The 14,343-nt window shown below is 41.5% G+C and carries 7 protein-coding genes; 2 read left to right on the top strand and 5 right to left on the bottom strand.

From position 1 onward, the window contains the following. Positions 1-13: 13 nt before the first annotated feature. A complete protein-coding gene (locus tag LRR81_RS09590) occupies positions 14-5,275 on the bottom strand; it encodes a CehA/McbA family metallohydrolase (RefSeq protein WP_231789143.1) in 5,262 nt (1,753 codons plus the stop codon). Positions 5,276-5,519: 244 nt separating this feature from the next. Between LRR81_RS09590 and LRR81_RS09595 the strand changes: the two genes are divergently transcribed. Both LRR81_RS09595 and LRR81_RS09600 read left to right on the top strand, forming a co-directional pair. Further along, positions 5,520-6,692 (top strand): HupE/UreJ family protein, encoded by a 1,173-nt coding sequence (locus tag LRR81_RS09595; RefSeq protein ID WP_231789144.1) that lies wholly within the window; start codon positions 5,520-5,522, stop codon positions 6,690-6,692. A 15-nt stretch (positions 6,693-6,707) separates the two neighbouring features. After that, positions 6,708-7,415 (top strand): hypothetical protein, encoded by a 708-nt coding sequence (locus LRR81_RS09600; RefSeq protein ID WP_231789145.1) that lies wholly within the window; start codon positions 6,708-6,710, stop codon positions 7,413-7,415. 478 nt (positions 7,416-7,893) lie between these two features. On the opposite strand, the gene LRR81_RS09605 is transcribed toward LRR81_RS09600, so the two are convergent. From LRR81_RS09605 to galU, 4 genes are all read right to left on the bottom strand, one after another. Continuing rightward, complete coding sequence (locus LRR81_RS09605) at positions 7,894-10,560, bottom strand: hypothetical protein (protein WP_231789146.1); 2,667 nt, start codon at positions 10,558-10,560, stop codon at positions 7,894-7,896. A 336-nt stretch (positions 10,561-10,896) separates the two neighbouring features. Continuing rightward, positions 10,897-12,042, bottom strand: a complete 1,146-nt coding sequence (locus tag LRR81_RS09610; RefSeq protein ID WP_231789147.1) for a S8 family peptidase — start codon at positions 12,040-12,042, stop codon at positions 10,897-10,899. Positions 12,043-12,123: 81 nt separating this feature from the next. Then, entirely contained in the window at positions 12,124-13,434 is a 1,311-nt protein-coding gene (locus tag LRR81_RS09615; protein WP_231789148.1) for a UDP-glucose dehydrogenase family protein, read from the bottom strand. A gap of 30 nt (positions 13,435-13,464) precedes the next feature. After that, positions 13,465-14,340, bottom strand: a complete 876-nt coding sequence (galU, locus tag LRR81_RS09620; RefSeq protein WP_231789149.1) for a UTP--glucose-1-phosphate uridylyltransferase GalU — start codon at positions 14,338-14,340, stop codon at positions 13,465-13,467. Between the last annotated feature and the right edge of the window lie 3 nt (positions 14,341-14,343).

Genomic DNA, 14,343 nt, shown 5'->3' on the forward strand with positions numbered 1-14,343 from the left:
GTTTCTGTTTATTCTAGTTTTTGCTGTAATTCACTTTTGCATCATCTTGGATGTAATAGCCGCCGCCCACTTGAAGAGTAGAGTCAGTTGTGCTGTATACACGGTACTGTTCTCCCTTTTTCAGTGTTTTGACAGCTTTGCTATCTTTCATCAGCGTGGTATTTGCTTTCATTGTCACCATGCCTTCATAGTAAACCGCTGCATGGTCCATTTTCACATAATAGCCGCCGCCCACTTGGTAGCTGTTATCTTGCTGTTCGTACATCTTGATCGCTTCGCCAACCTCAAGCATGCGGTACAGTTTTCCGTTTGGAGCATATAGCGGAAGCCTTTCTTTAATCAAGACTCTTCCTGTGTAGAAAGCTCCTTGTGAGCCAGAAAGTTCTACATAGTAGTTGGCACCTACGTTGAAGAAACCGTCCTGTTCACCGTATACACGAAGTGCTTCGCCAGGTTTCACTTCACGGACTACTGTTTTCTTGCCTTTTGCGTCAATTTGAACCAGTTTGACTGATTTTTTAATGATGACGCGGCCGACTGGGTTTTCTTTAATAACTTCTACTGGATGTCCAGGATCAACAGTTGGTTTGTCATCATCTTTTGGAGGATCAACAACTGGATCATCGTCATCTTCACCAGTATTTGGATCATTTGGAACATCGATAGAGCCTTTACTTAATTCTTTTGTATCCCTTACACGAATCCTTGAACCTTCTGCATACTTTCCAGTCAAGCCAACTGCTTCAAGCACATCGCCAGGCTGCAGAGCTGGAACAGGACCTGTTTGGTTTACAATATATCCATCTGTGAAGACAAGTACTTCCCCTGATCCATCGTTAATGATGTAAGAATTATCATCATATTTTTTAACAACTGTTCCTTTTACTTTTACAAGCTGACCTTGGTTGTCTTCGCTTGTTGCTGCACCAGTTGTCACAGATTTAGGCTGAATTGGATCAGTATGGCCTACTTTAATCACGTCTTTTGCAAAATCTTCGTATTCAAATTCTTTGTTGTTCTCATATGTTTTAGTTGATGCGTAAATTCTGACAATGTCGCCAGGGACAATTGAATCATCCGGCACATCATGGAACGCCATGATACCTCCTGTTGCATCCTGCAGGTAGAAGGCGTCATAAAAGACTCCGGATCCTGTTGTGACAGTTCCCTGAATGACAGAAGGTGTTCCGTCTTCCATTCCTCTGACATCTTTGATGCTTTTCACAGTTGTTTCTCTATCAGCAAGCCAGTTGATACTGTTCAAGGCTAATTCATTATTTCCTTTTTCGTTATACGATTCATCCATCTGCTTATCGTTGAAGAAGTTCATACCGGAAACAATAATTTTCCCTTGGCCGACTGTCTCAGAGGCAATAGCCGGGATAGCAGAACCGCCATGGTCATCTGACACATCATCATATGTGTTATAGCTAGGAGCTACACTGCCCTGGTAGGTTGTTTCGTTTCCGCTCGCTAGAATCGTCACTTTATCATTATTTACAAGCGGTTCATGGCCCGTTTTCTCCAAACTTGTACCGCTGTAGTATTCCACTGTTTTTACTTTATCCGTAATATAGTTTGGAACCAGACTCGGATGAAGGCGTACTGCAAATGGTGATGTTGATGGCGTACCCCAGAAGTTTCCTTCTTTTGTATCGTCGAATATACCATCGTTGTTGATTTGGATTGTTGCACCCATTTCCGCAAGCATGTCATTATTCTTGGTCGGATCGTTGTGATAGTTGCTCTTGTCTGTCATTAGAAGCGAACCGCCGCCCTTAACATACTCCTCTATAGCCGTTTTCTCATCAGCTGTAAGGTCGCTGTTTGGATGTGTCAGCACAAATACATCTGCTTGATCCAGCACTTCTTTTGTAATAGCTGCGCTGCTTTCTGCAACTGTGTAGCCTTCACGCTGAATTTCAGTAGTAAAAGCTTTTAAATTGTCTTTGTAAGATCCAGAATCTGCACTGGTATTTTCATTTTTGTGTGCAGCGTCAATTAATACCGTCTTACCCAGTGACGGCTTGATCTTAATTGGGAGCTCGTAAGTGTTATCTTTAGAATCATCACCAGACGGGGAGCTCACTACTGCAATCAGCTTATGGTCTCCAGCAAGCGGTGAGTTCCATACAGCTGTCGCTTTGCCGACACTTTTCGCTGCTGCATCGATTGTTGAGGAGCCAATTTTATTTTCTGCTTTTACTTCGTCATAGTAAAAATCAACATTCAAGCCTGTAAGATCCTGTGTACCAAGGTTGCTGATGCCGGCTTCAATTGTTGCTGGGTTTCCGCCAACAATGGCATCGCCTGCAATAGTGATTCCGCTGACACGAACATCAACAGGCTCTTCTTGTGTCCAAATTGGGGCAGAGTAAACTTTATCTCCATCTTTTTGCGTAACTTTTACTACAAACCATTGCTGTCCGCCTGTAATATTCACTTCAGGCTTCCAATCAAAGGATGTTTCATCGCCCTGTGGAGCATAAGTTTGAACTACCTTTGTTCCATTTGTGATCAATTCAACTTTTTCAATGTTGTCGTTTGCTTTATAGTCAGCTGACAGATATTCATAACCAGGCATTGACTTAGTTTCGCGAACGCTGTCAGACCCTTTAATATCAAACTTCAAAGTTTTGCCGTCAACTGTAGAGCCCATATATTTTCCGTTTGCCATATAATCCAGCTGGAAGTTTGGATCCTCTTCCATATACACACGCATGTTTTTCATGGAGCGAAGAAGAGAAGGTTCTGATAAATCATCTGCTACGATAACTGTACGCTTGCTAGTCTGGCCCCATGAAGCATCATGGTTATCTTCACCAAAAGTCGGCGCAATGTGCCAGCCAAGGTCTAAAGCTTTGTAATACTTTTCATCAGCATTTGTATAACCATAATGCCCTGAACCGTTTCCTACTTCAAGCATGGTGAAAAGCTTGTCGACATTATTGTCATAAGGAGTAAAATTGTTAAAAGCATTAGCTGACATGTCTGGGTGGTTAAACTGAGCGACGATGTCATCATAAGTCATGACCCAGGCATAATAGTTGTTTAAATCCTGGTATTTTCCATTAGCCATTTTGCGGTCAATGAAATTATCTGAGCCAAAAACGTTGGAGTGGCCCCATGTTGTGGAAGTCATTTCAAACGCTGGGAATACAACATAATCGCCATCTTTTGTATATTGCTTGGCCAAATCCTTTGTTGTCTGCCACTCAGTCCCGCCTGTACGTTCAGGCTGGCCATTATGATCTACCGTGTCCTTATCAACTGATTCAGGATCAATGTCATGGGAATGGTCAGAAAAAGCGAACCAGTCATAGTTGTGCGCTTGGCCTGCTTTTAATGCAGCTTCTGGGGAACCTGTCGCATCATGTGAAATATTTGTATGGTTATGCGTCGTTCCTCTGTAATGATTTCCTCCAGTAAATGGCTTCATTACCTCGAAAGACCAGTTTCCTTCTGTTTTGTTGCCTTTTGAATCTTGTACAGAGTATTCTACTGTGTGCTTAGCAAATGCAAGATCTTTATCAAGCGCTACTTTCAGCTCGCCATTTTCCAAGCTGGCTGCTGCTTTAACGTCTGTTCCATCAAGCTTTACAGTGAAATTATCTGAATCAATTCCGCTCGGGTCATTAAACAGCGCGGAAATTTCAGGACGAACTTCTTCCGTTTGTGTGTTATTAGCTGGAAGAGCTCCTTCAAGAGCCGGCCCTTGAGTATCTTCCTCAACAGCTACTTGGTTTGGTACTTCTGCTGTACCGGAATTTTTAACTTTATCGTCAACTTTTGCTTCGATATAGTAGTCAAAGCCGTTTTGCGGTACATCTGCCTGATCAAGTGTAACGGAATAGGAATTATCAGATGCTGTCATTGGAAGCTTTGTATAATCTGCTGTTCCTGCAGCGCGATAATAGAGATCAACGGATGCTGCATTTTGCGCAGTTGCAGTAAAGTTTACATCGTTGCCTTTGTAGACTTTTGCTAAAGGTGTATGAGAAAAGCTCAGTGGAGTAGTTTCTTTTAAGTCTTCTGCAGATCTTACAAGAATTTGATAACCAGAATCATAGGTTGCAGCTGATTTGTACTGTCCTAGTATACCTGTTACTTCATAGGCTTTGCCTTGAGTGAAATAGGAAGAATCTCCACGAACAGTAATGGTATCATTTGTATCTACGTCTTTAAATGTAATGTTTTGCTTTCCGCTTGTCGTTGGGACGTTCGTTGCAATACCCACTGACTTGACAAGTGTTCCTTCAAGCGGTTCGGCAGTTGCAAAAGTGGTTAGGTCGTGAACGCTGTTTTCTGCTGGGACCGGAACTTCTGCTGTGCCCGTTTTTTCAACCGGCTCAGTTGGTGTTACCTCAGTCAGGCCGTTATAAAATGCAACTGTACCCGTTACTTTTACTGTGTCACCAGCTGAGAGAGAAGTATTAGCCAATGTACCGGCAAATAATTTGACCCCGCCCTTATCATCCTGAATATAGACTTCGGAATCCGCTGTGCTGCCAGCTGTAACTGTGCCTGTGATGATAACAGGTTTTCCTAATAGTTTTGGTTTCCCAGTTGCATCGTTTTCTCTAACTTTGTCGAGTGTAACTTCTTGTGGTACTGCTGGGGTTCCCGGGTCAGTTTCAGTTCCAACAGTTGAATTTTGTGGTGTTGGATCTGCAACAGCAAAATCGGCATTATTATCATTAGTATCATCATTTGTTTCATTTCTTTGGACACTTTGAGTATTGGAAGGAGCAGCAGAAGGAGCACTGCCTTCATATCCATTTGCACCACCAAATCCGACAAAATCAATGGCATTGGCAGATCGTGAATCAATGACAGCCTCTTTGTCAGAAGCCAACGCTACTTTTCCACCGGTTCCAGATAGACCTATTGTTCCAACATCATCTGGTGTTGGCAGGTCATCAGTACCGCCATTACCTTGAGCCTCTTGTATCAGATAATAGCTTTTGGAAGGAATCTTCCCAGTTAATTCTGTTTGGTTAGTAAACGCACCTGTTTTACTTGCATATTGGACAGTCCAACCACTAAGATCCACTTCTGCATCTGTTGGATTGTACAATTCAATGAAATCATTTTTAAGAGTTGCCCCGCTATTTCCGCCACCGCCATAAACTTCACTGATTACTACATGATTGGCAGTAGTTCCTTCAGCATAGGCTTTATTACTTAACACATTCGGTAAAAAAGTACCGACTGCCAAAATTCCGACCAAACTGCAATTTAACGCTTTCATTGCTTTGCGTTTCGAATGCCTCAATTAGATAACTCCCTTTTTCATAGATTAGGATTTTTTCAGTTACTTTTAACCCAAAATTAATGTGATATTAGCCTCCTTTTTCTTCACATGGTGAAATAGTTTAGCAAGGTAATAGTATGTTTTTTTTCACCAACATTCAACAAAATTTGCTACTTTTACAAATTATTAATATAGCATTTACAATTAAATGAGATAATTTTCGGGTGCCAAAGTATTCACCTTACTAAAGAAAGGAAGTTGTTTTTTGAAGAATGTTGTTAAATGGATCTCAGCACTTCTCCTCACTTTTTTCCTTATTTTTACTGCAACTCAGCAAGCTTCTGCTCACGCTTTAAGTTCAAGCTTTACATCCATCACAATTTCAGACTCGTCTGCTGATGTCCAATTTACTATAGATGGCTTGTCCATAATAGAATATTTGAATAATGATTCAGATAACAATCAAGAGCTTGACCAGAAGGAAATCAACCAATCTTCAAAAGAAATCAAGAAATGGTTTCTCAACAATATTCAATTTGGAGCTAACGGGAAATCGGTTGATGGAGAAATTCAAGGTATGAAAGTTATCCATAGGAACAACCAGGCAATGGTAGAAATCGATTATCATATTTCAGGTATGGAGATCGGCCAAACGCTTGCCATGAAGGACAACCTGTATATGGATGATAACAATACAAACTACGTTGACTTTCTAACCGTTACGCAAGGATCACAGCTGAGCCAGAATTTGCTTAGAGGAACAAACCGGGAGTGGGAAACGATCCTGGCAGAAAACCAGCAAGAACAGCAGCAAGATCAGCAAACCCAGCAAGCTTCTGCTTCACCAGAGCCAAAAAAGGTTGAACCCCCAGCGGCAGTCTTTAATATTTCTTCCTCCATCTGGGATTTCTTAACTTTAGGAATGCATCACATTCTTACCGGTTACGATCACTTACTTTTTCTTTTTGCGCTTCTAATTAGAAAACAGCCTTTTAAAAGATATGTCTATATAGTAACTGCCTTTACCATTGCCCATAGTATTACCCTTACACTTGGAGTATTAGGAATTGTCGATGTTCCTTCAAAGTTTGTGGAAAGTGTCATCGCTTTAAGTATTTGTTATGTAGCATTAGAAAATATTTTCAGAAAAGAAATCAGCCACCGCTGGATGCTGACCTTTATCTTCGGCTTAATTCATGGCCTTGGTTTTGCAAGTACATTAGCAGAAACACCTATTCCTAAATCACAGCTTGCCATTTCGCTTGTCAGCTTCAATTTAGGGATTGAGATCATTCAAATTCTGCTTGTCCTAATACTTGTTCCAGTTTTAGCTTATTTACAAAAAATAGCTAACTACAAAAAGTTGACAGCTGTATTATCAGCACTCATTGTCTGCATGGGAGCCTTTTGGGTTTTTGAACGGTTATTTTTATCATAAATGGAGGCTTTAATAGTGAATTTTTCTAAAAAAATAGCAAGCAGATGGATACCCGCAGTATCTGCTGCTTGCTTCTTTATTTTTGCAGGAACAGCTGAAGCACAATCTATCAATTCAGCTAATACCTCGCTGGAATTTCAGAAGGATAAAACGGTGCTTCAATACTCCATCAATTCTTTAGCAGTTATAAACGGACTTGGTGGGGATGAAAATGGAGATCAAAAGCTGGATGAAAAAGAGCTAAGCAGTATAAACCATCGTTTTGAGGAGTGGATAGAAGATAGTTTGGTTTTGGAAAAAAACGGGGAAGAGCAATCCGGAGAGATAGAGAAATTACAGCTAGGACAAAATGGAGACGGGCAAACTATTTCACTGTCCTTTATTTACCCAGTGTTTTCTGAAGGGGATAATATTAGTATTAATGATGGTATATTGACGGATGATCAAAGCCACCTATATCATTATTCAAATCAATTAACCGTTATGAGAAATAGTGAAAAGAGTGAAGCAACTCTTAAAGGTGCTAACAGAGATTGGGGAATGGCTATGACTCCTGTACAGCAGGAGCAAAGCATTCAAACCGCTAATGCAGATGAGAAGACTAAGGAAGCAGAGGAGACTAATAATAAGTCTCAGTTTTCTAGTTGGATTTTTTATGTATTAGGCGGCGCAATTATTTCGGGGATTGTCTTTGTTTTGAGAAAACAAATGAGGAAACCTTAAATTCGAAGCCCTCTATAAGCTCAACGCTCATAGAGGGCTTTCTTGGCTAATCTTCACACTAATGAAAGAGACTACTGCTTGCAAAAAAATTTCATGAAAACACGATCCATTTTATGTAAATTAAGAAGATTTTCCATCATTCAGAACAGCAGGGACTAGATTCTGGATCAAGTAAAAGGGAATGATTTTTTGCTTTTATAGAACAGAAGGAGATTTCAAATGACGTGCTTCCTTGGGAAGAGACTGCTCAACACGGCTATGCACTCTTCACTATTGAAATACATGAGTATTAGACAGTCGTTGATATAGTTGGGGACAGAGGGATATGTATATCACCCTGCAAATAGTTCCTTTCGTATCTATAGATTATGTGCACGGTTATTTAACTTGCAATGCAACTCCAATAATTAACTCAATTCAATAGAATATAAAAAACTCCTTGAGAAAAGATTCTCAAGGAGTTTTAACTTGTTATTGATTAGTTAGCAACAGTAATAACGTTTGGTACGGAAACTTTGTTTCCAGCCGCATCAACGATATCAAGTGTGCTAAGAGCTTTTAATGTAATTCCTTTTGAAAGCTCAGTAGCGTCTACTGTATCGATTGCAACTTTAACAGTTGTAGAAGCAGTTGAACCAGCACCTACACTTACATACTCAGGAGTTCCTTGAGATTGTCCGCCAACTAGTACTTCAAAGTCATTCCCAACTGCATCAGTTACAGCTTCAGAGAAAGTTAAAGTAATTTCGTTAGTTTTAGAAAGTTTTGCAGATGTTACCACAGGTGCAATATTTTCTTTCAATTCTACTGTAGTAGTGTGGAATGCATTCATTACTTTAGAAGATCCAAGTGCTTTTACTCCAGAAACGTTGATATTGCGTGTTCCTGTAAATGCATTAGAACCAGCTTTAAGATTTACAACAGCAACTTGTTCTCCAGTTGAAGAATTTACTGGTTTTAAAGTAACAGACTCAACAGTTGCGCCATCAATTTGATAGTTCGCAACATTTGTTGCAGTCGCTCCATCAACAGCTTTGTCAAAAGTTACTGCTACTTTATTGTTGTCATCACCTTGAGCTACAGTCTTAACATTTAGGTCGTTAGTATTTCCTACTACTCCATCTTTACCGCGAGTGAAGGAAACATTAGTGTTAGCAACTTCTACGTTAGCAGCGCTAGCAATACCAGTGAAATCTAAAGTCAATTTGTATGCAGCATTCTCAACATCAGAACCTCCTAATAGAGAATCCAGTTCAATGCGAACCACTTTCTTGCTATTAGAATCTTTGTATGCAGGAACAGCTGTTAAACCGTTAACTGTGTGTGTTACATAGTCTTTCACATATGAACCAGAAGCAGTTACTGACTGGCTGGAAAGATTTACATCTTTATCGAATGTAAGCTCTAAGTACTGCTTGTTGTTAGTTGAATCAGCAACAACAGTGCTAGAAGTTACTTTTGGAGCTGCAGTATCTTTTACGAAAGCTACAACTTTATTGTAGTTGCTTCCAGTTTCTCCGCTTAGGTCACCATAGCCGCTAACAGTAACAGTTTTTGCACCGTCAAGAACGCCAGCTGTAGTTACTTTGTAGACTGTTGGATCTGTAGAGTCTTTTTCTACTTTAGTAACAGTAGTTCCTTCTACAGCAACAGTAGGATTACCGATCAGCTGCTCAGAGAATTTAACTGCTAAAGTAGTAGCACCAGTTTGAGTAATAGAGGCTACAGTTGGAGCTACTCCATCTCTGTCACCTTTAACAAAGGATACAGTTGCTGGGTTTGGTGTTAATAGATTGCTTGCTTGGTCTTGAGCGCCGATGAATGTAGCTCTAACTTCTTTACCAGCTGCAATAGAAGATCCTAAAGTGAACGTTACTTCTTGAGCACCAGCTGTGAAGTCGTTTGTTACATCGCTTACTGTAGTTCCATCAGCCAATTTGTAGCTTACATTTCCTAGTGATTTGATTGGCTCAGAGAATTTCACAGTATAAGAGCTTGCAGTATTTTTAGTAGTAGAAACAACTGTTGGTGCTGCAGTATCAGCAGCAATTGTAACTACATCGTCGAATTTAACAAGGTCTTTTCCGTCTACAGCTTTAACGTTGTTAACAACCAAGTTGTAGCGTTTTGATACAGGATTAGCAGTAGTGATAGTTAGAGTCTTGCCATCTTCACTAAGTTCACCTGTAAGACCACCTGCAGGTACCCCATCAATTGAAGTCATAGCTACAGAAGCTTTGAATGAACCGCTTTTACCGTTAGTGAATAAAGAATCAGCATCAATAGCTTTATTGAAAGTAACTACCACTTGAGTAGCACTTGTAGCACTAACACTCTTAACCATAGGAGTCAACTTAGCTTCGTAAGCAGCAACAAGAGCATCTTTGCTAGCTTTTAATTGAGCTTCGATTTTGTCAAGTGTTGGGTATTTACCTGGATATAATTTGTTTCCAGCTTCTTTAATTGCAACAGCGCGAACTTCTAAACGGCTAAGCATAGCCAAGTTAGCTTCAACGTCAGCCAATTTTCCAGCAGTGATGTCAGCTGAAATTTGCTTTTGAAGGTTATAACGAGAAACTTCAAAAATGATCGTTTCTTTTGCGATTTTCGCAGGTGTTACATATTTAGTAAGAACTGCTTCACGAGCAGCACCGCCGTATACTTTACCAGCAGAACGCTCAACAGCTGAGATTGCAGTAGATACTGCATTGTAAGCTGCTACAGTGTCGTCATTAAGTGTTTGAGAAGAGATTTTCGCTTGAAGTGCAGCAACTTTCGTGTCGAGGTCAGCTCCCACTTTAACCACGTCGATGATGCGTGCAGCACGAAGGCGAAGAGTGTCAGCAGCGTCTAAACGATTTGTCATCGCTGTTTTTTGGCTGCCTGTCAATTTAGCTACTGCAGCGCGTGCACTTTTAAGTGCTGCTCCAGTTTCGTTGTATTTTGCAGTGAATGCAGTGCTTACCATTACTTGATCAGCATTAGAGAGGCTGTAGTAAGGCTTCAGTTGAGCAGCAGCAGTTTCTGCTTTCTTTACCAATGTTTCTGTAGATGTTGCAGTAGCAGCGTGTGCTGGGTTTGCAGCAACGAGCGCGCTTGCAGCAACAGCAGCAGTAAGTCCAAGCTTAGCAGCTTTTTTAGACATGTGTTTTGTTCCCCTTTCAAATTGTGTTGAAAAATTTTGTATTGATAAACTGATTGATTATCTATGTATCAAGCAGTCACCAAGAACGCGGTTTATGTAGGTAATCTACCAACCTAGTAGATTATTTCATATTTTGGATTAAATTTCAACAAAAATAATCCAAAGGAAATAAGCTATTTGGTCTACGGAAAAGAATAATTTTCCGGTAAGACCACCTATTGACAAGTTTATAACATACTTATCCAAATTTCTAGTAGTTTTTTGTAAAATTACGTTTTAATTTGTAACATTTTCATAACGTTTTGTTAATTTTACAGAACTTTTAAATGTTTTCGACTATTTTAGAGAGTAATAACTTTTATAAATATTCAGCGACGGAACTGTATATTTGCTTTTTCCTCTAGTAATTGTTACCTGTTCACCGTAATCTTGAAGTCTTGATTTTACCCATTCTACCTTTTGGCCGTTTTGCACTCCTGTGTATTTTGGAAGGATCAGCCCGATCGCTCCGGCAACATACGGAGCAGCCATAGAGGTGCCGCTGAGATACATATAATCTTTCGTGTTAACTGTTGATAGGATGGTATCTCCAGGGGCAAGAATGGTCAGTCTTTTATCAGCGTTTGACCACTCTGTTACCTTTTTCGATTCGTCGACGGCTCCAACGGAAATCACATAAGGGGAGCTGGCAGGATAGCCGATGCCTGTGCCTTCATTTCCTGAAGCAACGACTACAGAGATGCCCTTGTCATAAGCTTTCTTTAAAATGTTTTCTAAAATAGCCGAGTTGCCCTGCAGTTCAAGGCTTAAATTGATGATCTGTGCCTTCTTTTCAATCGCCCAGGCAATCCCCTTGCTCACATCTGAGAGGAATCCAGTTCCGCTGTCATCCATCGCTTTAACGATCAGCAGGTTGGCGTTAGGGTCCATGCCTGTTACCCCGATGCTGTTATTGTTTGCTGCGACTATTCCTGCGACATGTGTGCCGTGCTGCACCTTTGTCCGATCAGCTGCCTCGCCCTTTATTTCCTGGCCATAAAGGTAGGTGACCTTAGATTTGACTCTTCCTTTTAAGTCCACATGATCAGAAATTCCTGAATCAATAATAGCGATATTGCACGCACAGCCCTTGCCTTTTAATTTTGCTGCTCCTGTGCTTTTCAACCCCCAAGGCAACAACTGAGAAAAGCCTTTTGCTTTAACAGCTTGATCCTGCTCTGCCAATTTTACAAACGGCAGCTTTTGAAGCACGTCTAAGCCTTTGCTGCCTGTTACAACAGCGTATTGTGTCTGTTCAAAGGAGTAATGGTCTATTACGTTAAAGCCTTCCTTTGCAAGGCTGTCCTGAACCTTTGAGTTAAAATACGTCAATTGAACAAGGTATTGATTAGTTGTTCCGGCTGAGTGCCCGATTTGTGCAGGAGCTGCTAAAGTAGCGCACAAAATCAAGCAGATGATAAGGCTTTTCAAAAAATGCTTCAAACGCTTCACTCTCCACTGTGGATTTACTCCTTTATCGTAATCCCTGGAAATAAAAAAAACTAGATGGTTTCCCATCTAGCATTAAATATTTTTTACAGGCTTGCGGCCCACTGAGTAGTATTCGATTGGATGCTTTTCCATTTCTTCTATATCAAAGCAGTTGCGTCCGTCAAAAATTACAGGCTGCTTCATCTTGGATAGGAAAGTATCAATCGATAGATTGCGAACCTGTTCCCATTCTGTAACAACAAATGCGAAGTCTGCATCCTGAATCGCTTCTTCAGGAGTTGCCACATAGATGGTTTCCTTTGGAAGAAGACGTCTAGCATTTTCCTCAGCAATCGGATCATAGGCGACAACAGTTGCGCCCTCCTTCACTAGCTCTTCTGCCAGGACAATTGAAGCAGCTTCCCTCATGTCATCTGTATTTGGTTTGAACGCGAGGCCAAGCATGGCCACTTTCATGCCCTCCAGGCTTCCGAAGCGCTCTTTCGCTTTTAATATCAGCATGCGCTGCTGCTCGCCGTTCACCTGAATAACGGATTTTAAAAGGTTGAAGTCGTGCTGGACATAGCTTGCGATTTGGACAAGCGCATTTGTATCCTTAGGGAAGCAGGAACCGCCGTAGCCGATGCCTGCTTTCAGGAATTTATTGCCGATCCGGTCGTCCATCCCCATTCCTGATGCCACATCTTCAACATTCGCTTCAAGCTTTTCGCAAAGGTTGGCGATTTCATTGATAAAGCTGATTTTTGTCGCTAAAAATGCGTTGGAAGCATATTTGATCATTTCCGCACTGCGAATGTCGGTTTTGAAAATCGGAATGCCAAATGGCTTGTTCACTTCTTCGAGAACAGCTGCTGCTTCCTCGTTTTCTGCACCGATGACAATGCGGTCGCCTTCAAAGGTATCTTTAACCGCTGAGCCTTCGCGAAGGAATTCAGGGTTTGAGACAACATCCACCTTCACATCTTTTTGAAGATACTCTAGAACAATGGACTTTACGTGCTCATTCGTTCCAACCGGTACGGTGCTTTTTGTCACAACGACCACATCTTTTTCAATGTTGCCGGCAATGTCCTTTGCGACCTGCTCCACGAAACGAAGATCAGCCTGTCCATCAGGACGCTGAGGCGTGCCGACAGCAATGTAAATGACGCGGGCGTCAGCGAATGCTTCTTTGTGATTTGTTGTGAAATTCAATCGGCCGCGGCTGATGTTTTCTTTCATTAAATCGTCAAGGCCGGGCTCAAAGATCGGGGAGATTCCCTGCCTCATTTTTTCTACTTTTCTTTCATCTATATCCACACAGGTGATGTGATGGCCGATTTCGGACAGGCAGACGCCTGTTACGAGGCCAACGTAGCCTGTGCCTACAACTGCTATATTCATGAGTTTCTTCCTCCAGTTAGTATGATGACGTTACTTGCTGACAACCTGGTTCAAATAGTCAAGCACCTGGCTGCGGAGGTCTTCTCTTTCAAGTGCAAAGTCTACGGATGCTTTAATAAATCCGAATTTGTCGCCGACGTCATAGCGCTGGCCGTCAAAATTGTAAGCATGGATCGGCTGGGTTTCATTCAGTACTTTTAAGGCGTCTGTGAGCTGAATCTCACCGCCTGCACCTGGAGGGAGCTCGTCAAGGATGGAGAAAATCTCCGGCGTCAGGATATAGCGGCCCATGATTGCATAGCGGGACGGTGCTTCTTCTGCTTTTGGTTTTTCTACAAGGGAACTCACAGAAATCATCTTGTCGCCATCCTGTGTTCCTTCTTTAGGAGCAATAATGCCGTATTTGGACGTGTCCTCCTGAGGAACCTGCTGAACACCTACTACACTGCGCTCGCTCTGTTCAAATGCCTGGATAAGCTGCTGTGTGCAAGGCACTTCGCTTTTAACGATATCATCGCCAAGGAGAACCGCAAACGGTTCATTTCCAATAAAGCGGCTTGCACAGTTAATGGCATGTCCAAGACCCTTTGGTTCTTTTTGTCTTATGTAATGAATGTTGGCAAGGCTTGAAATCTGCTGTACAATGTCGAGCATTTCCTGTTTGCCTTTTTTTGCGAGTGTTTCTTCAAGCTCATAGGATTTGTCAAAATGGTCTTCAATGGCGCGCTTGCCGCGGCCGCTCACGATAATAATGTCTTCAATGCCAGAGGCTACCGCTTCTTCAACAATGTATTGAATGGTCGGCTTGTCCACAATCGGAAGCATCTCTTTTGGCTGCGCTTTTGTCGCAGGAAGGAATCTTGTGCCCAAACCTGCAGCTGGAATAATCGCTTTTCTTACTTTCATTGA

The organism is Metabacillus kandeliae, assembly GCF_021166585.1.
Lineage (GTDB): Bacteria > Bacillota > Bacilli > Bacillales > Bacillaceae > Metabacillus_B > Metabacillus_B kandeliae.

Coding starts and splice junctions, on each gene's coding strand:
- galU (WP_231789149.1), bottom strand. CDS start 14,340: ATGAAAGTAAGAAAAGCGATTATTCCAGCTGCAGGTTTGGGCACAAGA.
- LRR81_RS09605 (WP_231789146.1), bottom strand. CDS start 10,560: ATGTCTAAAAAAGCTGCTAAGCTTGGACTTACTGCTGCTGTTGCTGCA.
- LRR81_RS09615 (WP_231789148.1), bottom strand. CDS start 13,434: ATGAATATAGCAGTTGTAGGCACAGGCTACGTTGGCCTCGTAACAGGC.